General features: G+C 49.4%; 19 protein-coding genes. 17 read left to right on the top strand and 2 right to left on the bottom strand.

Annotated elements, in window-relative coordinates; genetic code table 11:
* The first annotated feature begins 122 nt into the window (after window positions 1-122).
* From CLFS41_RS06460 to CLFS41_RS06525, 14 genes are all read left to right on the top strand, one after another.
* Complete coding sequence (locus tag CLFS41_RS06460) at window positions 123-917, top strand: FAD binding domain-containing protein (RefSeq protein WP_045091798.1); 795 nt, start codon at window positions 123-125, stop codon at window positions 915-917.
* Window positions 914-1,384 carry a (2Fe-2S)-binding protein gene (locus CLFS41_RS06465; RefSeq protein WP_045091799.1) on the top strand — a complete coding sequence of 157 codons (471 nt, stop codon included), beginning with the start codon at window positions 914-916 and terminating at the stop codon, window positions 1,382-1,384. The genes CLFS41_RS06460 and CLFS41_RS06465 overlap by 4 nt, the downstream gene beginning before the upstream one ends.
* Window positions 1,384-3,702: a molybdopterin cofactor-binding domain-containing protein gene (locus CLFS41_RS06470; protein ID WP_045091800.1), complete on the top strand. Its 2,319-nt coding sequence runs from the start codon at window positions 1,384-1,386 to the stop codon at window positions 3,700-3,702. Before CLFS41_RS06465 ends, CLFS41_RS06470 begins: the two co-directional genes overlap by 1 nt.
* A 214-nt stretch (window positions 3,703-3,916) precedes the next feature.
* Complete coding sequence (locus tag CLFS41_RS06475) at window positions 3,917-4,369, top strand: NUDIX domain-containing protein (RefSeq protein WP_002567924.1); 453 nt, start codon at window positions 3,917-3,919, stop codon at window positions 4,367-4,369.
* Window positions 4,370-4,718: 349 nt separating this feature from the next.
* Window positions 4,719-6,113: a sugar ABC transporter substrate-binding protein gene (locus CLFS41_RS06480; protein WP_045091801.1), complete on the top strand. Its 1,395-nt coding sequence runs from the start codon at window positions 4,719-4,721 to the stop codon at window positions 6,111-6,113.
* A gap of 19 nt (window positions 6,114-6,132) precedes the next feature.
* Complete coding sequence (locus tag CLFS41_RS06485; protein ID WP_045091802.1) at window positions 6,133-7,041, top strand: sugar ABC transporter permease; 909 nt, start codon at window positions 6,133-6,135, stop codon at window positions 7,039-7,041.
* Window positions 7,042-7,046: 5 nt separating this feature from the next.
* Window positions 7,047-7,910, top strand: coding sequence for a carbohydrate ABC transporter permease (locus CLFS41_RS06490; RefSeq protein ID WP_045091803.1), 864 nt, complete (start codon window positions 7,047-7,049; stop codon window positions 7,908-7,910).
* A gap of 9 nt (window positions 7,911-7,919) precedes the next feature.
* Complete coding sequence (locus CLFS41_RS06495) at window positions 7,920-9,962, top strand: beta-L-arabinofuranosidase domain-containing protein (protein WP_052665637.1); 2,043 nt, start codon at window positions 7,920-7,922, stop codon at window positions 9,960-9,962.
* 84 nt (window positions 9,963-10,046) lie between these two features.
* Entirely contained in the window at window positions 10,047-11,708 is a 1,662-nt protein-coding gene (locus tag CLFS41_RS06500) for a response regulator (protein WP_045091804.1), read from the top strand.
* Complete coding sequence (locus CLFS41_RS06505) at window positions 11,656-13,497, top strand: sensor histidine kinase (RefSeq protein ID WP_045091805.1); 1,842 nt, start codon at window positions 11,656-11,658, stop codon at window positions 13,495-13,497. Before CLFS41_RS06500 ends, CLFS41_RS06505 begins: the two co-directional genes overlap by 53 nt.
* Window positions 13,498-13,659: 162 nt before the next feature.
* Window positions 13,660-15,156 carry a carboxypeptidase M32 gene (locus CLFS41_RS06510; RefSeq protein ID WP_007863211.1) on the top strand — a complete coding sequence of 499 codons (1,497 nt, stop codon included), beginning with the start codon at window positions 13,660-13,662 and terminating at the stop codon, window positions 15,154-15,156.
* A 236-nt stretch (window positions 15,157-15,392) separates the two neighbouring features.
* The gene (locus tag CLFS41_RS06515; RefSeq protein ID WP_007863210.1) at window positions 15,393-16,433 is read left to right on the top strand and encodes a M42 family metallopeptidase; all 1,041 of its coding nucleotides are present in this window, start codon (window positions 15,393-15,395) and stop codon (window positions 16,431-16,433) included.
* Between the two features lie 249 nt (window positions 16,434-16,682).
* On the top strand, window positions 16,683-17,636 hold the full coding sequence (locus CLFS41_RS06520) for a SpoIID/LytB domain-containing protein (RefSeq protein ID WP_040416517.1): 954 nt from the start codon (window positions 16,683-16,685) through the stop codon (window positions 17,634-17,636).
* A 40-nt stretch (window positions 17,637-17,676) separates the two neighbouring features.
* Window positions 17,677-18,432, top strand: a complete 756-nt coding sequence (locus CLFS41_RS06525; RefSeq protein ID WP_007863204.1) for a M23 family metallopeptidase — start codon at window positions 17,677-17,679, stop codon at window positions 18,430-18,432.
* An 81-nt stretch (window positions 18,433-18,513) separates the two neighbouring features.
* Here the strand turns inward: CLFS41_RS06525 and CLFS41_RS06530 are convergent, their stop codons facing one another.
* Complete coding sequence (locus tag CLFS41_RS06530; protein WP_045091824.1) at window positions 18,514-19,383, bottom strand: YjjW family glycine radical enzyme activase; 870 nt, start codon at window positions 19,381-19,383, stop codon at window positions 18,514-18,516.
* 185 nt (window positions 19,384-19,568) lie between these two features.
* Between CLFS41_RS06530 and CLFS41_RS06535 the strand changes: the two genes are divergently transcribed.
* The gene (locus CLFS41_RS06535) at window positions 19,569-20,078 is read left to right on the top strand and encodes a CBS domain-containing protein (RefSeq protein WP_007863201.1); all 510 of its coding nucleotides are present in this window, start codon (window positions 19,569-19,571) and stop codon (window positions 20,076-20,078) included.
* Window positions 20,079-20,156: 78 nt separating this feature from the next.
* On the opposite strand, the gene CLFS41_RS06540 is transcribed toward CLFS41_RS06535, so the two are convergent.
* On the bottom strand, window positions 20,157-20,768 hold the full coding sequence (locus CLFS41_RS06540; protein WP_007863199.1) for a class I SAM-dependent methyltransferase: 612 nt from the start codon (window positions 20,766-20,768) through the stop codon (window positions 20,157-20,159).
* A gap of 292 nt (window positions 20,769-21,060) precedes the next feature.
* Here CLFS41_RS06540 and CLFS41_RS06545 point away from each other — a divergent pair, with 292 nt between their 5' ends.
* Together CLFS41_RS06545 and iorA are read left to right on the top strand one after the other, a co-directional pair.
* A complete protein-coding gene (locus CLFS41_RS06545; protein WP_007863196.1) occupies window positions 21,061-22,377 on the top strand; it encodes a phenylacetate--CoA ligase in 1,317 nt (438 codons plus the stop codon).
* Window positions 22,378-22,429: 52 nt separating this feature from the next.
* Complete coding sequence (gene iorA, locus CLFS41_RS06550; RefSeq protein WP_045091806.1) at window positions 22,430-24,178, top strand: indolepyruvate ferredoxin oxidoreductase subunit alpha; 1,749 nt, start codon at window positions 22,430-22,432, stop codon at window positions 24,176-24,178.
* Window position 24,179: the final 1 nt, after the last annotated feature.

A 24,179-nucleotide genomic window follows, 5' to 3' on the forward strand; every position in this document is an offset into this window, starting at 1 on the left:
TCCCTGTTTGTTTTGCCCTTTTATCTCCTTATATACCGGAGCTTTTTCAAACCCGGTCCAGGGAAAGGGAAGTGTTGCACGATTACCTTGCTAAGTGTCTATGACAAGAAAGGAGAACGCGCGTGTTTCGAGTGGAAGATTATGTAAAAGTGGACAGCCTGGCAGAAGCTTATGAGCTGTGCCAGAAACGCAGCAGCCTGGTAGTGGGCGGAATGGTCTGGCTGAAGATGACCAATGTGACAAAGCGTACGATCGTGGACCTGTCAGGTCTGGGATTGGATCAGATAGAGGAGACAGGGGAGGAATTCAGGATCGGATGTATGAGCACCCTGCGCCAGATAGAGACACACCAGGGCCTGAACCAGTATTTTGGCGGCATATTCAGGGAATGTACCCGTCACATTGTGGGAGTGCAGATGCGCAACTGTGCAACTATGGGAGGAAGTATCTACAGCCGCTTCGGTTTTTCAGACATTCTTACATGCATGATGGCTCTGGACACCTATGTGGAGCTTTACCACGGAGGGATCATGCCGTTGTCCGAGTTTGCAAAAAGACCGGTGCGCAGGGATGACAAGGATATCCTGGTGCGCGTGATCATAAAAAAGGACGGGCGCAAGGCGGCCTATACCACACAGAGGAACAGCAGTACGGATTTTCCGCTTCTGGCCTGCTGTGTATCCCGCAGGGGCAGCAATTGGTATGTGGCTGTGGGGGCCAGACCGTCCAAGGCCCAGGTGGTAACCATCACGGATGACGGTTATGACAGCCTGGCCCAGCTGGCCCGTGAGGCGGCTGATTCATTTACCTATGGCACTAATACCAGGGGAAGCAGCCGGTACCGCCGTCAGCTGGCATCTGTCTATATCCGCCGCCTGATGGAACGTCTCACAGGAAGGAGTGTGACCATAGGATGAATATACAGTTTCGGTTAAACGGAAAAAATGTGCAGGCGGATGTGGAGCCGGATGTAATTCTTTTGGACCTGGTAAGGGAACTGGGGTGTTACAGCGTGAAACGGGGCTGTGAGACAGCTAACTGCGGATTGTGTACGGTATGGCTGGACGGAAAGCCGGTGCTCTCCTGTTCCACCCTGGCAGTGCGCGTGGACGGACGCCATGTGACCACACTGGAGGGCCTTCAGAAGGAGGCGGAGGAGTTCGGCATGTTCCTGGCAGCTGAGGGCGGGGAGCAGTGCGGATTCTGCAGCCCCGGGTTTATCATGAATGTGCTGGCCATGGAAAAGGAGCTGGACCATCCGGATGAGGATGAGGTCCGGGAATATCTGTCAGGCAACCTGTGCCGCTGCAGCGGATACATGTCCCAGCTGCGGGCGGTGAAACAATATCTGGACAGGAAAAATGGCGTGGGAGGTAATGTCTGATGGAGAATTTACAGATGAGGAATTTCCGTATCGTAGGCGCGCCGGTGATTAAAAAAGATGCCAAGGCGCTTGTGACAGGAAAGCCTGTGTTTACAGATGACCTGGCGCTGAAGGACTGCCTGGTGGTAAAGGTGCTCAGAAGCCCCTATGCCCATGCGCTGATCACTGAGATCGACTGCGCGGTAGCGGCTAAGATCCCGGGCATTGAGTGTATCATCACACATAAGGACGTGCCCCGGAAACGCTTTACCATGGCAGGGCAGACCTATCCGGAGCCCAGCCCTTACGACAGGCTGATCCTGGATGAGCGCCTGCGCTTTGTGGGGGATGCGGTGGCTGTTGTGGCCGGTGAAACTGAGGCGGCCGTGGACCATGCCATGCGCCTGATCCGTGTGAAGTACCAAGTGCTGGAGCCGGTGCTGGACATGCATGACTCCAAGGATGGGGACATCCTGGTGCACCCTGAGGACAGCTGGGAGAGCCATTGCGATGTGGGCGCCGACAACAGGAGGAACCTGTGCGCCTCGGGAAAGGAGACCCATGGAGACCTGGAGGAAGCGTTTGCAGGGTGTACCCATGTCATTGAGCGCGTGTATCATACAAAGGCAAACCAGCAGGCCATGATGGAGACATTCCGGGCATACACTTACATGGATGTGTACGGGCGCCTGAATATCGTGGCATCCACCCAGGTGCCCTTCCATACAAGGCGTATCCTTGCCCATGCCCTGGACGTTCCCAAATCCAGGATCCGGGTGATCAAGCCTCGGATCGGCGGCGGCTTCGGCGCCAAACAGACCGTGGTGGCAGAGGTTTATCCCGCCATTGTCACAATGAAGACGGGCAAGCCCGCTAAGATCATATACAGCCGCTATGAGTCCCAAATCGCATCCTCACCCCGCCATGAGATGGAAGTGCGGGTAAAGCTGGGCTGCGATGACAGAGGAGTCCTGCAGGCAATGGATGTGTACACTCTGTCCAACACAGGCGCCTATGGTGAGCACGGACCGACCACAGTGGGACTGTCGGGCCATAAGTCCATTCCGCTGTACCGCACACCCAAGGCATTCCGGTTTGCCTATGACGTGGTTTACACCAACCGTATGTCCGCAGGCGCATACCGGGGATACGGGGCCACCCAGGGGATCTTTGCTGTGGAGTCAGCTGTCAGTGAGCTGGCGGCCCAGATGGGCATGGACCCTGTGGCCATGCGGGAGCTGAACATGGTAAAGGAAGGGGACATTATGCCTGCTTACTACGGTGAGCCGGCCAACAGCTGTGCATTGGACCGCTGCGTTGCAAAGGTCAAGGAAATGATAGGCTGGGATGAGAAATACCCCAGAAGGGCAGTGAGCGGTACAAAGGTGCGCGGCGTGGGACTTGCCATGGCCATGCAGGGCTCTGCCATCTCCGGCGTGGATGTGGCCAGCGTGTGTGTGAAGGTCAATGACGATGGTTTCTACAGCCTGATGATCGGAGCCGCGGACATGGGCACGGGATGTGACACCACCCTGGCTCAGGTGGCTGCGGAAAGTCTGGGCTGTGAACTGGAGGACATTGTGGTCTACGGAACCGACACCGACATCTCACCCTATGATTCAGGTTCCTATGCTTCCAGTACGGCATACCTTACCGGTATGGCAGTGGTAAAAACCTGCGAAGCCCTGAAAAAGAAGATCCTGCACAAGGCAGCCAGGTACCTGGAGTGCAGGGAGGACGAGCTGGAGTTTGACGGCAAACGCGTATACAAGCTTTCCTGCGAGGAGGACGGGACCAGGAAAGAGATGACCATCAAAGACATAGGAAACCGAGTTATGTGCAGCAATGAGGACGCCCTTCAGGTCACGGAGTCCCATTCCTCACCTGTGTCCCCGCCGCCTTTTATGGCAGGAGCCGCAGAGGTGGAAGTGGATACGGAGACAGGGGATGTGAAGCTGATCCGTTTTGTGGCAGCCGTGGACTGCGGCACTCCTCTGAACATCAACCTGGCAAGGGTACAGACCGAGGGCGGTTTGGCCCAGGGAATCGGTATGGCCCTGTATGAGGATGTGACTTACTCTGAAACAGGCAGAGTGCATGAAAACTCATTTATGCAGTACAAGGTTCCCAGCCGCCAGGATGTTGGAAACGTACAGGTGGAGTTTGAGTGCAGCTACGAGCCCACAGGGCCTTACGGAGCCAAATCCATTGGTGAGATCGTGATCAACACGCCTTCACCTGCCATTGCCAATGCAGTGTACAACGCAGTGGGGGTTCGGATCAGGGAGCTGCCCATTACGGCGGAAAAGGTGTTTAATGGTATGAATGGGCTGGATTAACGGAAAGAAGCAGATGGGGCAACAAGGGGAAAAATAAATAAAAATGTAAAATCTCCAAGTATAATTCCCAATTACCTCCCAATTCAAAACACAGATAAACCTTGCATATCCCTTTCAAAAGTTGTATACTAAGACCAGTTATGGTTAGCACGGCCCTGTGAATGATCAGGGCTGTATTACAACCAGGTTCACACCAACACCAGGAGGGATTGCAATGATTGAAGCAACGAGCTGCGGCGGTGTGGTTATATTTCGAGGGAAGATTCTCGTCCTTTACAAAAATTATAAGAATAAATATGAAGGATGGGTTTTGCCTAAGGGAACAGTAGAAGCTGGCGAAGAATATAAGGAAACGGCGCTCCGGGAAGTGAAAGAGGAGACCGGTGTCAGTGCATCCATTATCAAGTATATCGGCAAGAGCCAATACTCCTTTAATACCCCGCAGGATGTGGTGGAAAAGGACGTACACTGGTATCTGATGATGGCCGACAGCTATTACAGCAAACCACAGCGGGAAGAATACTTTCTGGATTCAGGATATTATAAATTTTATGAGGCATACCATCTGCTGAAGTTTTCTAATGAGAAGCAGATACTGGAAAAGGCTTATAATGAGTATCTGGATTTAAAGAAGAGTAATCTTTGGGGAAGCAAGAAGTATTTTTAAGTAAATAGTAACGCATATAAGGGCGCGCCGGGATGACCGGGGCGCCTTTTGATGCAGTGTATTTTCTCTGGCACATCTTCCGCATTGATATCGGTCCAAAATCCGGTCTCTTGTACATATGATCAGACACCCTTTCTCTGAACATGGAGTGCCCTATGATTTCGGTTGGAGAGTACACGGATGGTATGGTATCCCGGAGAATGGTATACTGGATGCAGATGAACAAAAGTTTCAAAGAAAGTATAGTTTTTGAATAAAATGCCTCTATAAAACAAGGCTCCAAATACGGTATGATTGAAGTACAAAGTATTGGGAACAGGCATAAAAAAATTATGTTAGGAGGGGTCTTATGAAGAAGAAATTATTATGTATGGTCCTGAGTCTTGCCTGCATGTTTACGCTTCCGGGATGCCAAAGCACCACTAGTGGCACAGAAAACGGAACAACAGGAAAAACACAGGAAAACAAGCAGGAGGAGAAGATTAAACTGCGTTATTCCTTTTGGGGCAGCACGAATGAAAAGGACGCCATTACAAAATCCTGTGAGGCATTTACTGCACAGAATCCCAACATTGAAGTGGAGATCATCCATATTCCGGCGGATTATGAGGCAAAATTAAGTGCAATGATAGCGGGCGGGGAAGAGCCGGATCTGGCTAATCTGAGGGATTATTTTGCAATGCCCCTGGCAGAATCAGGCAAGCTGTATAATATTTTGGATTTGATCGATCAGGACCCGGATATCGACAGAAAGGATTATCTGGATTTTGCTTACCGGTATTATTCTCCGGATGCGGCGTATGGTTTAAATACGGCAACCGAATTATTCGCCATGTTTTATAACAAGAAGATATTTGAAAATGCAGGTGTGGAAGGACTGCCGTCTTCGGTGGAAGATGCCCTGACAATGGATGAGTTTATTGCACTGGCGCAGAAACTTACATTAGATTCCCAGGGGAGAAATGCTGCTGATCCGGATTTCGATCCAACCAATATTGTCCAGTACGGCCTTATGTTTGATTTCGGTGTACAGCAGTATATGGGTGCCGTGTATTCCAATGAAGGAAGTTATGTCAGTGAGGATGGGATGAAATGGACGTTAAATCAACCACAGTCCGTAGAGGCGCTCCAGACTATTTCCGATCTTGTTAATGTGTACCATGTTGCTCCGAACCCATCGGAATTAAAGGCACTTCCGTCTCTGGCTGTAGCGCTTCAGACCGATAAGGCGGCAATGATCTGGGCCGGCGCGTGGGTAGCGCTGGATCTGGGACTGGGGGATACGGAGTTTGATGTAGGTGTGCTGCCGGTCTTTAAAGAAGGGGTTTATGCTACCTGCCCGGCTCAGGGTACGGCGGGAATCTTTAAATCGACCCAGCATCCTGAGGAAACCTTTAAACTCTGGAAATGGCTCATGGACCCAGGTAATAATATAGACCTTTACGCGTCCGGACTGTGGATGCCTCTTTTGACTGATTACTATCAGGAAAAGGATCTGCTTGATACATGGGCTACTGTGGCTCCGGCTCATCCTTCCGGATATATGGGAAGCCATGTGGAGGTGGTCCTGGACGGATATGTGGCTGCAAATCCTTCCGGGTACGTGAAAAATTATACGGAAATCAATGCACTGGTAACGCCTGCTCTGGAAAGTGCATTCCTGGGAAATGAAAGCGTCCAGGAAGCGCTGGACCGGATCGCGCCGGATGTGGAGAAGCTTTTGAAGGGAAGATACGATAAATAGCGGTTTGAGGAGGAGAGCCATGGAAAGCAAATATGTGAAGCACAAAAGGCGTAAAGAAAATATGATAGGTATCCTGTTCTCGCTTCCGGCCATCCTTGGTTTTATCTGCTTTGCGCTTGGCCCCATGCTCGCCAGTCTTGTGTTGGGTTTTACAGAATATACGACCTCCAGTTCCCCGCATTTTGTGGGGCTGGAGAACTTTAAACGCATGTTTTCAGGACAGGATACATTCTTTTACCAGGCATTGTCCGTCACTCTTCGTTTTGCTGTAATGAACGTAATCGTCTGTATGACAACAGGATTTGCCATAGCAATGCTGCTGGACCACAGGTCGATGAGGTTTCGCCCATTTTTTCGGGCGGTATTTTATATACCCACCATAATTCCCTATGTCGCCACGGCCATGGTGTTTATGTGGATGATGAGCCCTGATTTTGGACTATTCAATATCATTTTGAAAGGGCTTGGATTTACGGGAAGTAAGTGGATTTACAGTGAGAGCACGGTACTGCGTTCTCTGCTGCTGATCACTTCGTGGACTGCGGGAAATGTGATGGTGGTCTTCCTGGCCGGTTTACAGGGAGTGCCCAGGCAACTCTATGAAGCAGTGGAGGTGGACGGCGGAAATTCCCTGCATAAATTTATGTATGTGACCATTCCGATGATGACTCCCATTGTATTTTTTAACGGTCTGATGTTCCTTATTGCAAGCTTGCAGGGATTTATGCCCGCGGCTGTTATAACCGCAGGAGGGCCAAACAATGCCACTCTATTTTATACATATTATATGTACAGACAGGCATTTGAGTTTTCCAATATGGGGTATGCATCCGCATTGGGATGGATCTTATTTGTGGTGATTGCTATCATTACCGGGATTGTATTTAAAACATCAAAATACTGGGTGTTTTATTCAGATGAGGAGTGACGTGTATGGCGCGCAGATACATGAAAGTAATAAAAAAAATAGCCTTTTATCTATTGGTGATCCTGTTGGCGTCCATATGGATCATGCCTCTTTACTGGCTTGTACGCAGTTCATTTATGGGAATTGAGGATATGTTCAGGAATCCGCCGGTGTGGATACCCACCAAGTGGCGGTTTGAAAATTACAGGGATGCCCTTACAGCATTGCCGTTTGTACGGTATTTTCTGAACACAGTTTTGATCGTTTGTTTCAGTGTTATGGGCATTTTGGTAAGCTGTTCATTGAGTGCATACGGCTTAAGCAGGATTAAGTGGAACTATAGGGACACGGTATTCACCATATTGATGTCTACTATGATACTCCCATATTTCACTACCTTGATACCTAACTTTATTATGTGGAAAAAGTTGGGATTCATTAATACATTTATACCCATGATCGTACCCACATGGTTTTGTATGGGAATTGCCAGTGTATATGGCGGGGGAATGTTTAATATATTTCTTCTGCGCCAGTTTATAAGAACCATACCTAAGGAACTGGACGAGGCGGCATTTGTGGACGGAGCAGGGCACTGGGCTGTTTTTACACAGATCATTCTTCCGTTGTCAAAACCATCGCTGACCTGCGTGGGATTGTTTACGTTTCTCAATTCATGGAATGACCTGATTAATCCATTGATTTATTTGAATTCCGATAAAAAGTACACGATCCAGCTTGGTCTGCGTACCTTTATTGGATATTTCAACGCAGAATGGCATTTAATGATGGCTGCAGCGTGTGCGGCAATTATACCAGTGGTATTGGTATTTCTTGTGGGGCAGAAGTATTTTGTGGAAGGAATTGCCACAACGGGATTGAAAGGATGATGGATTAGTATGATGAACAAAAAGATAGAGCCGGTTTTGTGGAAATGTGTCCGGGTGGAAGGTGGTTTTTGGGGAGATCATCAACGGGTTAATAGAGATGTGACAATTCCCTATCTCTATGAAAAGTATACAAGCACCGGCCGTTTTGAATTGCTGAAACAGCAGTGGTCTCCAACACAGAAACAGACCCCCCACCATTTCTGGGATTCCGACCATGGAAAATTGATAGAAGCCGCCGCGTACTCCCTGGCTGTGGAACATGATCCTGTTCTGGAGCAGCAGATGGATGAAATAATCGAATTGTTAGGCAGTGTGCAGCGTCCGGACGGGTATCTTAATTCCTACTTTACTATGTTTTGCCCGGAGAAAGAATTCACGGATCTGATGATGATGCACGAGCTGTACTGCGCCGGACACCTGACCGAGGCGGCAGTAGCCTATTATCTGGCAACAGGTAAGAGAACACTGTTAGATATCATGTGCAGATACATTGATTATATTGACAGTCGGATTGGGGCGGACGAGGGAAAGATCCACGGATATGACGGCCATCCTGAATTGGAGCTGGCCTTAATCAGGCTCTATCATATAACGGGCAATAAAAAGCATTTGGAGTTGGCGGAATACCTGGTAAATCAGAGAGGGACGCAGCCCTATTTCTTTGAGGATGAGGCCAGGCGTCAGGGAATCGACCTAAACGAAAGGGTAGAACCCGCATACGACATTGGGAGTTTTTTTGTTAACCAATGGGGGAATAAGAAACAGGATGAGCTGGACCCAATGGTAATACCCAAAAGAAATCAGGAACGGGTATATAAATACTATCTGCCGTCAAAAGGAGCATTTGCTCAGTTTAGCGCCAATGCTCCTGTAAGGGAGTTGAAGGAACCGGCAGGACATGCGGTCCGGGCAATGTATCTGTATTGTGCCATGGCGGACCTGGCCGGAGAAGACAGCTCGCTTCGCGAACCACTGGTGAGATTGTGGGATGCTTTGATTTCTTCACAGGTATATATAACGGGCGGAATTGGACAGTCGCAGGAGTGTGAACGCTTTTCCTTTTCCTATGACCTGCCCAATGAAAGGAATTACAGTGAAACGTGCGCATCCATTGGACTGTTAATGTGGGCTCACAGAATGCTGCACCTGGAGATGGATGGAAAATATGCGGATATGATGGAACGGACATTATATAACGGCATATTAAGCGGTATTTCGTATGAGGGAGATGCATTCTTCTATGCCAATTACATGGAGATGTACCCCAAGCTGTTTGAAGAAGGAAGTTCTGTTCTCCAGACAGATGACAGGATAAGTCCGTCCAGGAACAAATGGTTTACAATTTCCTGCTGTCCTGCCAATATATCCAGAACCCTGTCAATGCTGGGTGGATATATGTATTCATCTGATGATACCAATATTTATGTTCATTTATATAACAACAGCAGTGCAAGTATCCCCACAGGTACAGGTGAGGTGCGTATTACCCAGGAAACCTTATATCCATGGGAGGGGAACATATGTATTGCTGTAGATTGTCCGGCCGATACTGTGTTCGGCTTGAATTTGAGGATACCGGCATGGTGTGATGAGTGGGAAGTTACAGTTAATGGAAAGCTGGAACCGATCAGCTGTTCAAAGGGGTACGCTACAATCAGGCGCAGTTGGAATTCAGGTGATTGTGTACGGTTGTCTCTTTCTATGGAACCGCGTTTTTGTTGGACGAATCCGCGAGTAAGACAGAATTGCGGAAAGGCAGCTGTTATGCGGGGACCCATTGTATATTGCCTGGAGGAAGCTGATAATTTTAAGAACCTTCATGATTTTAAGGTGGATGCCACTGTGCCTGCGAGAGCAGAGCAGAGCAACCTGTTCGGGGGAATTACTGTTCTAAAGTTAAAGGGATACGTATCAGATATGGAAGACTGGGGAAGTCCCTTATATCGTGACAACCGGGCAGCGAAACGAAAAGCAGCAGAGGTTACGGCAGTGCCGTACCATCTTTGGGGAAATCGCGGCCTTGGAGAAATGCTCATATGGATGCAGGCGTAATAGAAGCAACAAAGGGTGCTGGCAGTTTTGTTTCTGCCGGCATCCTTAAGTGCGTTTTATAATAGCGTAAAAGGAGATGGTAGAATGGCCAGGATCGTTGTTGTGGATGATGAATACAGTCAGCTGAGGCTTTTGGGGGATATACTCAGGCGCTTTTGTCCGGAGTACGAGATTGAAACCTTTGGCGATTCCACGGAAGCTATGGAATATCTCTTGGAACATGAGGTGGAGGTCCTTTTGCTGGACATCAAAATGCCGGGAATGACCGGGTTCCAGCTTCTCTCACATATTATACGGGATGATGACATGATGGTTGTCATCATATCTGCGTACAATGATTTTGAATTTGCACAGACCGCAATCCGAAAGGGCGTGGATGAGTATTTGTTAAAGCCCGTTTCACGAAAGGAGATAGACAGGCTGAGCCAGCAGATAAAGAAGCACATAGGCCGGGTAGAACAGAGAAGGCAGCAGGCGCAGGAACGTGAAACAGCACTTCCCATACTGGGGTCTTTGACACCGTCAGAGATCAACAGACTCCTTTCAAGATGGATCGAACAGAATCTGAAAGAAGAGGAACGGAAGAAAATATGCAGTTTGTTCCCGTGTAATATGGGCTTTGCAGTTGTGATCAGGCTGACACAGCGAAAGAGGATCAGGGAGTTGTACTCTTCTGGTTATCTGCAATATTCCATTGTGCCAAAGATCCAGCAGATGATATACGGACATCTCCAGGTGTGCGGAAAGATCCTCACCGGAATAGGAGACTGGAACAGCCTGGAGATCCTTGTTGTTGCAGGTGACGTGAATGAGGACAGCCGTGAACAGGCTCAGGGCCTTCTAAAGCATGTAATGGGGCAGGTGGAAAAGGAAATGGGGATTGCATTTGCGGCAGGTATCAGCAGTTTATCCTATAACCTCACCGGTCAGATAGGCATTTGCTACAGGCAGGCATTAAAAGCTCTGAGGTATGGATATGTAATGAACCACGGCCGGTGCCAGCAATATAAGGAGAGTTTGGAGGAAAATGAAACGGGCAGCCCTATGCGTTTTTTTGAGGCAGGCGTGACGGAAGTTTCCGGGTGGCGCGCAATGGGAGAACAGCAGTTAAAGGAAGCGGTACAGAAGGGATTCAATGATTTGTGCAGACATAGTGCCGATGTGGAGTTGGACTTACTGGTCAGGCAGTTTATCTATTTGTTTCGGAGCGGGGCAAGCTATGTAAGTGAGTTTTATTCCACAGAGAGCGGAGCAGACATTCTGCAAAAGATAGAACAGAATCTCATGTATGAGGAAGATTGTGCTGGTTTATGCGGCAACCTGAAGAATGCGATTGAACAGTTGTTTAGTGTTGTGAAAAATGACAGTGCATCGGATATGGCTGAAAATATGAAACGGTGCAGACATTATATTAATGAGCATTATTCGGAACCGGTGTCGCTGGTCAGTCTTTCCGATTATATACACTTAAGCCCATCTTATGTCAGCAGCATGTTTAAAGCTTTTATGGGAATTGGTTTTAAAGAGTATCTGACACGCGTACGGATGAAAAAGGCTTGTGAAATGCTGAGGGATACTGGCATGAAGGTATACGAAATCGCAATAAAAGCCGGATACAGTGATTACATTAGCTTTATCAAATCATTTAAAAAAGAGATCGGGCTTACCCCACAAAAATACAGGATGGTTACCAATGATTGTGAGAAAAATGATTCAGAACTTGATTGGATGGAAACACAGGCTTGAAAATGCAAGCCTGCAGTTTCAATTTCATCTCTTCTATATAGGGATGCTGATGGTGCTTGTTCCCTCCATCACCATATTCTGCTACATAGAGAGCCAGAAAATTTTATATGAAGTGGTAACGGCGGATATCAGAAACCTGGTACAAAAATCCAATCAGATAGCAGATTCTAAACTACAACTTGCAAAGGAATATGTATTTGGTTTTCTGGCAGATGAGGATACCCGGAGACTGCTGGCAGAATCAGAAAATACCGATGATCAGGGAAGGCTGTATTTCCTGGACGGAGAACTCAAAAAGGTTGCCGACCGGTATTTCCTTTCATCTCCGGACATTTATTCGGTCAACATTATGACGGAGCGGTATAATTTCGGGATTTCACTGAACCAGAATTATATTCCTTATGCGAGCTTTGAAAAATCGGAACTGTATAAAATCGGAAAAGAGAGCAGGAAACGGCTGTCATGGGTTCCGACTTATAAGTTCTATGAAATGTATGGCCAGCCTGAATTAGAACAGTTTACTAATATTGATTATTATTATATGTTTTCCATGGTTAAAAATCTAAGGAATGAGAAAACTCCAACTTCAAAGGGATACCAGATATTGACAATCAATTTTACAGATGGATTTTGGGATGATGTTTTTCTCACGATCCCAGAGTATCAAAACATCGAATATTTTATTATTGATCCAAACGGCTGCATCATATCTCATACGGATAAGAACAGGATTGGAACCGTGATCCATGCAGACTGGCCATCTCAGATATGTGAAGAAAAAAGCGGAAGCGGGATGGTTGAGATGGGTGGGAAAAAATGGATGATATCATATAGCAAATCCACGGTTACGGGATGGACATCCGTGTTTGCAATTGATCAACAAGAGTTTCATGGACTATATTTGTCACAACTGAGAAAAAGCAGCTTTATGATTTTTACCATGATCATAATCAGCACTGCAGCATTTTCGCTGGCTATCCGCCGTCTTGTTGTACATCCGGTTATGGATCTGACCGATCAGGTGGCTTTGGTTGAGGATAATCCAGATCACCGGATCAGGGAAAAGGGGAGTGCGGAGTTTCGGAACTTGATCCACACTTATAATCGGATGAATGATAATGTTCAGAAGCTGACCATGCAGAATTATGAAACCATACGTCTTTACCAGGAGTCCAAATTAAAAGAACTGAATCTCCAGTTAAATCCACATTTTATCTATAATGTATTGAATCTGCTGAATCTGGAATTAATCCGGGAGGATGAGCTGGAATGCAGCGAACTGGTGGATGATGTAATATTCATGATGAGATATATACTGGATTCGGATAATGTGACAGAGGAATTGCAGACGGATCTGGAATATACCCTGCATTATATTGATGTCATAAACCGCAGATATGACGGAATCTACCAATTAAAGATTGATGTGGATCCGCAGCTGTGCAAGACAAAAGTTCCTAAATTCATGCTCCAGCCCATTGTGGAGAATGTATTCAAACACGCTTTTATCCATGAACAGGAAGACCGGTATATTAAAATAGTCTGTTGCAAAAGGGGATGTAACAGGTACTTTTCGGTAGAGGACAATGGAAGCGGTATGGATATGGATCAAATAAAGCGGATCAATGAAGGAAAAGAGGGATCGGTTGGACTTAATATGACAAGAGAACGCGTCAAATATCTGTATGGGGATGAAGCCGCCTTATATGCGGAACTGGCACCGGATGGCGGCACCAGAATCTGTATCATATTGCCGGATACAGCCATTGAGCCCGTTTTCCAGGGCTGAAAAAGAATTTCCTGAAAATGCATTGCAACCCATGGAAATATATGGTAGCGTATATACTATCAACCCTGCATCTATGCATAAATACGCGGTCTGCCGGGGACACTCTCTGTGAGTGTCCTTTTGCAGTACAGGAGCGGACAGGAAGCGGAAAGGAGCATTACAATGGCAAAATCATACGACAAGTTAAAAACATACATGGACAAGGCCATGGCCATCAAGACTGCCATGACCTTATTTGAGTGGGACAATGAGACGCTGGCGCCCAAGGAGGCCGGAGAACTGACGTCCCATGTGATCGGTGTGCTGTCCGGGGAATATTTCCAGGCAGTCACCTGTGACGAGATGAGAAAACTGCTGAAGCAGTGCGGCGAGGAAGGCGGGCTTTCACAGGCGGAGGCAGCCAATGTGCGGGAACTTTCCCAGGAGCTGGAGCAGATCGAATGTATCCCCCAGGACGAATACCAGGACTTTGCCCGGCTGACGGCCAGGGCCACCAGCGTGTGGGCAAAGGCAAAACAGGAACAGGACTTTGATGCATTTGCCCCCACACTTAAAAAGGTGATCGATTATCAGAAGAAATTTGCAGGCTACCGCAAAAAGAACGGGAAAAAGCTGTACGATGTCATGCTGGATGATTATGAAAAGGGCTTCTCCATGGAGAATCTGGACGAATTTTTCAGTCTGATGAAAAAAGAACTGGTTCCCTTCCTAAAGCAGGTGGTGGATGATGGAAAACAGATTGACGACAGCTTTTTAACAGGTGATTATTCTGAGGAGAAGCAGGAAAAGCTGGGACGTTTCCTGGCAGCGTATGTGGGCTTTGACTTTGACCGGGGCGTCATGGCGGTCAGCGCCCATCCTTTTACCACCAATCTTCACAATAAGGATGTGCGGATCACCACACATTATACGGACTGCATGGACAGCTCCCTTTTTTCCGTCATACACGAAGCAGGCCATGGTATCTACGAACTGGGAATCCGGGATGACCTGACCCTGACCCCGGCGGGGCAGGGAGCCAGTATGGGAATGCATGAATCCCAGTCCCGGTTCTTTGAGAATATCATTGGACGCAACCGGGCCTTCTGGGTACCTATCTATAAGAAGGTACAGGAAATGTTCCCGGAGCAGCTGGGGGATGTGAACCTGGACCGGTTTGTGGAAGCCATCAACAAGGTAACGCCCGGCCTGATCCGCACTGAGGCGGATGAACTGAGCTACAGCCTTCATGTGCTGATCCGGTATGAGATTGAGAAAATGCTCATCGAGGAAAACCTGGACGTGGAAAAACTGCCTGAGATCTGGGCGGACAAATATGAGGAATATCTGGGAATACGCCCTGAGAATCCGGCCCAGGGAGTGCTCCAGGACATCCACTGGTCCCAGGGATCCTTTGGATACTTCCCCTCCTATGCCCTGGGCAGCGCCTTTGGGGCGCAGCTGTATTACCATATGAAAAAGACCATGGATTTTGAGGGCCTGCTGGAAGATGGAAAGGTGGACGTTATCCGTGAATACCTGAGGGAGAACATCCATCAGTACGGAAAGCTGAAGACCAGCCGCCAGCTCTTAAAGGATATCACCGGGGAAGATTTTAATCCTGAATATTATGTAAGGTATCTGAAGGAGAAATATAAAAAGATCTATGCACTGGACTGAACGTGTGCGGATCCGCAGTGTAATGCCACAGTATAAAGCTGCAGTAAAAAGCCGCAGTATAAATCCGCAGTAAAAAGATGCAGAAGGCAGGATGGGAGCACATGTCCGCGCATGCTCCCGCCCTGCCTCTTGTTGTTGCAGCGTATTTCTGATAAAATGGTTTCATGTGTTCATGGAAAACCCTCAGGTCATAGGGGGCAAGTAAAGGAGAAGGGGACAGGTAAAGGAGAAATGAGATGACAGATTCTGGAAAATATGTGGAGTACATAATGGAGCAGGCGCAGAAGCTGCTTGCCATTGACAGCCCTTCCGGCTACGGCAGGGAGGTAAGGGAATATCTGTTAAAGGAATGCGAGGCCTTGGGGATCACTGCATGGCCTACGGTAAAGGGCGGCGTCCTTGCGGACCTGGGAGGAAGGGATCCGGAGAATGCGGTCCTGTTAGAGGCCCACTGTGATACGCTGGGGGCCATGGTGGCCAGGATCAAGGAGAACGGAAGGCTTCAGCTGACCAATATAGGCGGCATGAAGCCGGCCAACGGGGAGGCTGAGAATGTAAGGATCATCACAAAGTCCAATGGTATTTACGAGGGTACCTGCCAGCTGGTCAACGCCTCGGTCCATGTGAACGGGGAGTATGAACAGACCACACGTACCTGGGATACGGTGGAAATCCTTATTGATGAAAAGGTAAGTTCCAGGGAGGAGGCGGCTGCCCTTGGTATCATGCCGGGGGATTATGTGTGCTTTGAGCCCAGGACAAGGGTGACTGCATCCGGTTACATTAAAAGCCGTTTTCTGGATGACAAGCTCTCAGCCGCGATCCTCATGGGATATGCCAGATATTTGAAGGAGGAATCCGTGACTCCTGAACGCAAGGTTTACGTTCATTTCACCATATATGAGGAGGTGGGGCACGGAGGTTCATCCCCGGTGCCGGAGGGCGTTACCGAGGCCTGGTCCGTGGATATGGGATGTGTGGGTGAAGGGCTCCAGTGTACGGAACATCAGGTGTCCATCTGTGCCAAGGACAGCGGGGGTCCGTACAATTACGAGATCGTTTGCAGGCTTATAGAACTGGCCAAGGGAAAGGGGATCGGATATGCGGTGGACGTATACCCCCATTACGGTTCTGATGTGGAAACCACATTAAAAGCAGGCCACGATATCCGCCACGCCCTGATCGGCCCCGGTGTTTACGCATCCCACGGTTATGAGAGAAGCCACCGGGACGGGGTGGAGAACACCTTCAGGCTGATCCAGGCATATCTGGGGTGAGCTTTTGTGAACGCTGTATCTTCAGCAGCCCGCGTGTCCGCCTGTAAGCGGGTTAAAACCATATAATTTTCTAAATATCGCCCATTGGCCCAGGCCGGTGCGGCGATATTTTTGGATTGCAGAAAAGGCGACACATAGGGCGGGAGGACAGGACATATATTGATGATAGAGGCATTTCAAACGTGTCCCAAGGCGGGTTTTAAAACACGCTGCAGGGCAGATCGTCCGGTACAGGAGGGAGGTGATCGTGTGAACAAACGCATTATCTGGGCAGCCGTCACAGGACTTATGGTGCCCTATGTGGGAACCCTTGCATGGACAGGCACCATCAGGGGGGAGGAGCTGCGGTATGAGCAGCAGAAGGAGGTGTCCGGCAGGCGCAGGATACTCCTTGACAGAAGCAATGGCTCCTATTATATGGACATGGAGGAATACCTGCCCGGTGTGATCGCCAGACAGATGCCGGTGGAATATGAACCGGAGGCACTAAAAGCCCAGGCCATTATTGCCCGCACCTATATCTGCCGTCAGATGGAGGCCGCAGGGGAGGAAAATGAGATTGCCGAGTCAGCCCTGGACATGGATTATGTGGAGTCGGAGCAGCTGAAAAGCTTGTGGGGATCCAGCCGTTTTCCCCAGTATTATAAAAAACTGGAAGATGCGGTAAAGGCCACATCCGGTGTGGTGATGACCTACGAAAACAGATGCATAGACCCCATGTTCTGCCGTGCCACGGCGGGGATGACAAGAAAAGGGGATTTCACCCACCCCTATCTGGAACCGGTGGATTGTCCAGGGGATGTGGAGGCGGAGGGATACATGCAGATCGCCGTATTTTCAAAGGAGGATTTTGTGTCCGCAATCAATGGTATTCCGGAGGGGGAGACAGGAACGCGCCAGGTGGATATTTCCCAGGTCCCGGGTACGGTACAGATTGTTTCCAGGGATGAATCCGGCTATGTGGACCAGGTCCAGATAGGAAATGCAGGTTACTCCGGGGAGGAGATACAATATGCCCTGGGGCTTAAGTCCGCCTGCTTTACCATGGAGTCCTATGAGGATGGCATAAGGGCGGTGGCAAAGGGGATCGGACATGGTTATGGACTGAGCCAGGCCACTGCCAATGAGAAGGCAAAGGCGGGGTGGAAGGCGGAAGAAATCCTGGGTTATTTTTATAAAAATATTACTTTCATTTCTGAATAAGTCGCTTTGGTTTGGTAAGAATAGTACCGAGGTGATAAACGTGAAAGAGAAAGTAAACCAGATGCTCAAGGATAAGTTATTTCTTGTCATGCTAGTGTTAGGCCTGCTGACTATTGTAGCCGCAGCAGGTGTCATTACCGTACAAAGAGGAAAAGGTACTGAGACAAATCCATACCTTGAAATGCCGCAGCCAGAAATGATTGCCCAGGAAACAGCTCCGGAGACACCTCAGGTAGCAGGCGCTTCCGAGGCAGTAAAAGACACACAAAAGGTTACCCCGGCTCCTACTCAGGCAGCCGTGGCAAAGAACGAAAACCAGGGCAATGACCTGGCAGCAGAGGCAGGAGCAGGAAAAGACGCGGCGGACGCTCTTGTGCTTAACTTTACGGACGCCAGCAAAATGCAGTGGCCTGTAAGGGGCAATGTGCTTCTGGACTACAGCATGGACCAGACCATCTATTTCCCCACCCTCGACCAGTATAAGTGCAACCCTGGAATCATCATCCAGTCCGATGTAAGCACACCGGTGGCCGCACCTGCCAATGCCAGGATCCTGGAAGTTGGCTCCAACGAGGAGATCGGAAATTATGTGGTTATGGATCTGGGCAACGAATACACAGCAACCTGCGGACAGCTTAAGGAAGTATGCGTGGCAGAGGGAGAATACCTGAAAGAGGGACAGACCCTGGGCTATGTATCGGAGCCTACCAAGTATTATTCCGTAGAAGGCGTCAATGTATTCTTTGAGATGAAGCACCAGGACAAGGCGGTCGATCCCCTGAGTTATATGGAATAAATTGCCTGTGGATAAAAATGGATGCGAGCAGAAAACCGGCCGGGAAACCAGCCGGTTTTATTCATATCTCCTGTTTGCAACTTAAATGATCACAATATCCTCCACCCCGTTGGAGCGGGCGATGCAGGCCAGTGTTTCCATCAGGTCCATGGAGGGAGATACTTGGTCCGCCAGCTCTCCCCGGACGCCCCAGTTGCGGAAGCGGATCAGCTTATAGCGGACGGAGGGGACCCGGGCAATGATCCGGCTGGCAGCGTCCACTGTGTGTGCGTTATCCAAATATCCGGGTATCACCACGGTCCTGATCTCAAAAAGCTTATCCTCCTCCAACAGATAATCCAGGTTATCTAACACCAGGTCCATGGAACTGCCTGTGAGCATACGGTGCTCCTTTTCGTCCATGGACTTAATATCCAGCATGGCCTTGTCCGTCTCCTCCATCAGCCACGGCAGGTCCCTGAGTGGGACCTGTCCGTTGGTGTCTATGAATGCGGACTTTCCCAGTTCATGGACTTTGGCGAAGAGCTGCGCCAGGAAATGGCTGTGCAGGGTACATTCCCCTCCGGAAGTGGTGATCCCTCTTGCAAATGCAAGGGGCTTTTTTATTTCCTCCAGTACCTGGTTGGGCGTCATGTACCTGGTCTTGGGGCTGGAACTGTGGGGGCATGCCTGGATGCATTGGTCGCAGCCGCAGCACAGGGCGGAATCCCAGCTGACGGTTCCCTCCTCCGCTGTCAGGGCATGGGTGGGACAGACGCCCACACACGTGCCGCAGTGGCAGCAGAGATGGATGGTCTCCGGGTTGTGACAGTATTTGCAGGCAAATCCGCAGCCCTGAAGAAAGATGGCCACACGGTTGCCCGGCCCGTCCACCAGGGAGGAGGGAATAATGCGGTTGACCGGCGCTGAGACGGACGGTATAAAATTGGTTGCAGCAGATCCTGTTATCATATTTACCTCTTCTTTGGCCCTGAAAATGACGGCCATAAATAGTCTACTTATATATTAAGGGAAAAGTTGATTTTATAAAAGTCTAACTTCTTAAGAAATTTCAGATTTTTATAATAATTTGTTCACATTCGGTTCAGAGCCACATTCTATACTAATAGGAGAATACAGGAAGAAGGAGTGAAAATATGAATATATTATTTTTCCTGACTCCTAAAAGTGACGTGGCGTATATAAGTGAAGATGATACGTTGAGACAGGCTTTGGAGAAGATGGAACACCATAAGTATTCCGCTGTACCAATTGTCAGCAGGACCGGCAGGTATGTGGGCACGCTGACAGAGGGGGACCTGTTATGGGGGATCAAGAATCAGTTTAATCTGGACCTTAAGGGGGCGGAGAGAATACCTGTGACCGCAATCCGCCGCCGGTGTGACAACCGTCCGGTGAAGGCAGATGCAGATATGGAGGATTTGATCGGTAAGGCCCTGAACCAGAACTTTGTGCCGGTTCTGGATGATCAGAAGTGCTTTATCGGGATCATTACCAGAAAGGATATTATCAAGTATTTCTATCAGAAGTGTGAGACTGTAAAGGAGCGCTCCAAGAAGTGTCTGGAGCAGGACGGCGGGGAGCAGAAAAAGCCGGATCTGTCAGCCGTGGTAAAGCTGCGCAGCCAGGAAGGCGCTTTTGTATAGGAAGGATCAGCCATATGTGAAGAATGTAAAAAAACCGATGATCCGGAAAGTGTACCAGTTCCGGACCATCGGTTTTTCCTATTTGGCGACAACAAAGCACAGAGGGATCCGGCCGCTGTCAAGGGTGCGGTATTCCGCAACTGAAAATCCATGATCGGCAAGGAATTTCAGAAACTGGGACTGGGTCCACTGGTGATAGGTACGAAATCCGGTCTTTTCCATAAGCTTCATCCGAATCCGGGAACCTGTATATTCCCCGTGTACAAAGGTGGGGCAAAAGAGCAGGCCGCCGGGCTTTAACACCCGCCTGATCTCAGCCAGGGCCTGCTGGGGACAGGGCATGATGTGGAGGGCGTTGGAAATGACTACTGCGTCGAATGTTCCCGGCGCATAGGGCAGGGACGTTGCGTCCAGCACGGAAAAATGCAGGCGGGAGGAACGGTTATGTTTTTTTGCCTGGGCGATCATGGCCTCTGAGAAGTCGGTGGCTTCCCACAGCCGGACCTGGCGTGAAAGGGGATAGGACAGCTGCCCGGTGCCGCATGCCAGTTCCAGCACATTCATATCTTTTGAAAGGTACGGCCTGATGCGCAGGCAGATATCCTTGTAAAGACCGGAGTTGCTTTTCATAAACGGGGCATATAGTTTTGAGACTTTCTGCCAATAAGTTTTGTTATCAGGTTCTTGCATGTGTATCACTCCTTGGGGATAATATGTGAACGGTTAGAGTGGGCTAACAAAATCATAGCACACATGGAAGGGAAATACAAGGCGGCTGCGTCATGTAACAAATGGAAATAATTGTGCAAAAAATAAATCCGTCTGACCTCATCTGCCAAAGTTGACATGAAATTTGCATGAAAACAGCAGACAAACTTATAAAAAGATGGTATAATGTCGCCAGACATTACGCTGCGCCAATTCGTTGACACGTCAAAGTGTGACAGAAAAGGCAGGCGGGGAAAAGGAGGTCAGACGAACGATGATATGGGCAAAAGAAGAAACGATGTCCAGAGCGGAGATTGAATCCGTTCAGTTAACCCGCTTAAAGGATACGGTGAAACGGGCCTATGAAAAAGTGCCCGCGTACCGGGCTAAGATGGAAGCAGCCGGCATTCAGCCGGATGACATACAGACCCTGAAGGACCTGCAGAAACTTCCATTTACGATCAAACAGGATATGAGGGATAATTATCCGTACGGACTGTTTGCGGTCCCGCGAAAGGAACTGCTCAGGATCCATGCATCCAGCGGGACCACGGGAAAACCCACGGTTGTGGGATATACCCAGAATGACCTGGATGTGTGGAGGGAATGTGTGGCCCGTATTGCTGTGGCAGGCGGCGCCACTGATGAGGATGTGGCACAGATCTGTTTTGGATACGGTATGTTTACCGGAGCCCTGGGCCTCCACAACGGCCTGGAAAAGGTGGGAGCAGCCATTGTCCCTTCATCCACGGGCAACACCCAGAAGCAGCTCATGTATATGAAGGATTTTGAAACCACCCTTCTGGTGGCAACCCCTTCCTATGCCATGAGGATTGCGGAGGTGGCACTGGAGATGGGCCTGGATCCCAAAAAGGATCTGAAGGTAAAGAGCCTTGTGCTGGGCAGTGAGCTGATGACGGAGGCCATGAGGAACGAGCTTTACAAGGTATGGGGAGAGGATGTGAACCTGACCCAGAATTACGGCATGAGTGAGCTTATGGGGCCTGGCGTCTCAGGGGAATGTCTTGAGCTGAACGGAATGCATATCAACGAGGACCATTTTATCGCCGAGGTCATAGACCCCAAGACAGGTCAGGTGCTTCCGGCAGGGGAAAAGGGCGAACTGGTCATTACCTGCATTACAAAGGAGGCGCTGCCCCTGATCCGCTACCGCACAAGGGATATCACAAGGCTGATGTATGAGCCATGCCCATGCGGCCGCACCACTGCAAGGATGGAGAACCTGTCAGGCCGCACGGACGATATGCTGAAGATCCGCGGCGTCAATGTATTCCCAAGCCAGATTGAGGAAGTGCTGATCAACACGGATGGGATTGGGCCCAACTATGAGATCCTGGTGGACAGGAAGAACCATTCAGACCTTCTCACCATTAAGGTGGAAGTGGAGGCGGAGAGCATGATGGACTCCTACGCCGCCCTGGAAAAACTGGACCAGAGCCTCAGGGAGAAGATGCGCATGATGCTTGGCCTGGATGCAAAGATACAGCTTGTTTCCCCCAACACCCTGCAGCGGTTTGAAGGAAAAGCAAAGCGGGTGACTGACTTAAGGGTTGGAAAAAACGAGGTTTAATACTCTGGGACTCCCAGATAAACTATATGATAGCAAAGGAAGGAAGATAAACGTGTCCGAGAAAAAAATATTACTTGGCAATGAAGCCATTGCAAGAGGCGCATATGAGGCGGGCGTAAAGGTCTCAGCCGCATATCCTGGCACACCCAGTACAGAGGTAAGCGAGGCCCTTGTTCAGTATGATGAAATCTATGCGGAGTGGGCGCCCAATGAGAAGGTGGCCACCGAGGTTGCCATCGGAGCATCCATTGCAGGGGTGCGCTCCATGTGCGTGATGAAGCATGTGGGAATGAATGTGGCGGCAGACCCCCTTTATACCGCGGCCTACACTGGTGTGAGAGGCGGAATGGTGCTTGTGGTCGCGGATGACCCAGGCATGTACAGTTCCCAGAATGAGCAGGACAGCCGTATGGTTGCAAGGGCAGCCATGGTTCCTGTGGTGGAACCCTCCGACAGCGCAGAGGCCAAGGAATTCATGAAATATGCCTATGATCTGAGCGAAAAATACGATACCCCGGTCCTCTTAAGAAGTACCACCAGATTATCCCACTCACAGGGTGTGGTGGAACTGGAGGAGCGGGCTGAGCTGTTTGACATTCCATATGAAAGGGATGTTGCCAAATACGTGATGATGCCGGGAAATGCCATCAAACGCCATCTGGTGGTGGAAGCCCGCATGAAGCAGCTGGCCCTGGACGCCAACGAACTTCCCATCAACCGGGTGGAATACAACGACCTGTCCGTGGGATTTATCACAAACGGCATTGCCTACCAGTACGTGAAGGAGGCCATGCCGGAAGCATCCGTATTAAAGCTGGGCCTTGTCAATCCTCTTCCAAGAAAACTGATCGAGGAATTCGCGTCAAAGGTGGATAAGCTTTACATATTTGAAGAGCTGGAGCCGGTGGTGGAAGAACAGGTAAAGGCATGGGGGATCACCAAGGCAGTGGGCAAGGAAATATTCACGGTACAGGGCGAATACAGCGCCAACCTTATTCGTGAACGGGTATTAGGACAGACTCCGGAAATGGATAAGGCTGCCCAAGTACCTGCAAGGCCTCCCATTCTCTGTCCCGGATGTCCGCACAGAAGTGTGTATACTGTGCTGAACAAATTAAAGATCCATGCGGCAGGAGATATCGGCTGCTATACACTGGGCGCGGTTGCACCCTTAAGCGTAATAGACACCACCATCTGTATGGGAGCCAGCATCAGCACCCTTCACGGAATGGAGAAGGCCAAGGGAAAGGATTACATCCATAACTGGGTGGCTGTTATCGGAGATTCCACCTTTATGCACACAGGTATCAATTCCCTGATGAACATGGTGTATAACCAGGCCACGGGGACCGTCATCATCCTTGATAACTCCACCACCGGCATGACAGGACACCAGGAGCATGCAGCAACGGGTAAGACATTAAAGGGGCAGGTAGTGCCGGCCATCAACATTTTCGGCCTGTGTAAATCCCTGGGAATTGAGCATGTGATCGAGGTGGATGCATTTGACCAGGCAGAGCTGGAGAAGGTGATCAAAGAGGAGGTGGCCAGGGAGGCTGTTTCCGTTATCATCACAAAAGCTCCATGTGCCCTGCTTAAAGGGATCAAGTTCCCCAACAAATGCAGACCGGTTCCGGATAAATGTAAAAAGTGCGGCGCCTGTCTGAGGCCCGGATGCCCTGCCCTTACAAAGAATGAGGACGGACTGATATCCATTGACGAGACCATGTGCAATGGCTGCGGCCTGTGCATGCAGCTGTGTAAATTCGATGCCATTGAGCAGATAAAGGTGGGTGAATAAG

The sequence above is a fragment of the Clostridium sp. FS41 genome (assembly GCF_000954015.1).
GTDB lineage: Bacteria > Bacillota > Clostridia > Lachnospirales > Lachnospiraceae > Enterocloster > Enterocloster citroniae.

Bases quoted from the DNA above. Each gene is read 5' to 3' on its own strand.
- CLFS41_RS06465 (WP_045091799.1), top strand. From the start codon at position 914: ATGAATATACAGTTTCGGTTAAACGGAAAAAATGTGCAGGCGGATGTG.
- CLFS41_RS06470 (WP_045091800.1), top strand. From the start codon at position 1,384: ATGGAGAATTTACAGATGAGGAATTTCCGTATCGTAGGCGCGCCGGTG.
- CLFS41_RS06475 (WP_002567924.1), top strand. From the start codon at position 3,917: ATGATTGAAGCAACGAGCTGCGGCGGTGTGGTTATATTTCGAGGGAAG.
- CLFS41_RS06480 (WP_045091801.1), top strand. From the start codon at position 4,719: ATGAAGAAGAAATTATTATGTATGGTCCTGAGTCTTGCCTGCATGTTT.
- CLFS41_RS06485 (WP_045091802.1), top strand. From the start codon at position 6,133: ATGGAAAGCAAATATGTGAAGCACAAAAGGCGTAAAGAAAATATGATA.
- CLFS41_RS06490 (WP_045091803.1), top strand. From the start codon at position 7,047: ATGGCGCGCAGATACATGAAAGTAATAAAAAAAATAGCCTTTTATCTA.
- CLFS41_RS06495 (WP_052665637.1), top strand. From the start codon at position 7,920: ATGATGAACAAAAAGATAGAGCCGGTTTTGTGGAAATGTGTCCGGGTG.
- CLFS41_RS06500 (WP_045091804.1), top strand. From the start codon at position 10,047: ATGGCCAGGATCGTTGTTGTGGATGATGAATACAGTCAGCTGAGGCTT.
- CLFS41_RS06505 (WP_045091805.1), top strand. From the start codon at position 11,656: ATGATTGTGAGAAAAATGATTCAGAACTTGATTGGATGGAAACACAGG.
- CLFS41_RS06510 (WP_007863211.1), top strand. From the start codon at position 13,660: ATGGCAAAATCATACGACAAGTTAAAAACATACATGGACAAGGCCATG.
- CLFS41_RS06515 (WP_007863210.1), top strand. From the start codon at position 15,393: ATGACAGATTCTGGAAAATATGTGGAGTACATAATGGAGCAGGCGCAG.
- CLFS41_RS06530 (WP_045091824.1), bottom strand. From the start codon at position 19,383: ATGATAACAGGATCTGCTGCAACCAATTTTATACCGTCCGTCTCAGCG.
- CLFS41_RS06535 (WP_007863201.1), top strand. From the start codon at position 19,569: ATGAATATATTATTTTTCCTGACTCCTAAAAGTGACGTGGCGTATATA.
- CLFS41_RS06540 (WP_007863199.1), bottom strand. From the start codon at position 20,768: ATGCAAGAACCTGATAACAAAACTTATTGGCAGAAAGTCTCAAAACTA.
- CLFS41_RS06545 (WP_007863196.1), top strand. From the start codon at position 21,061: ATGATATGGGCAAAAGAAGAAACGATGTCCAGAGCGGAGATTGAATCC.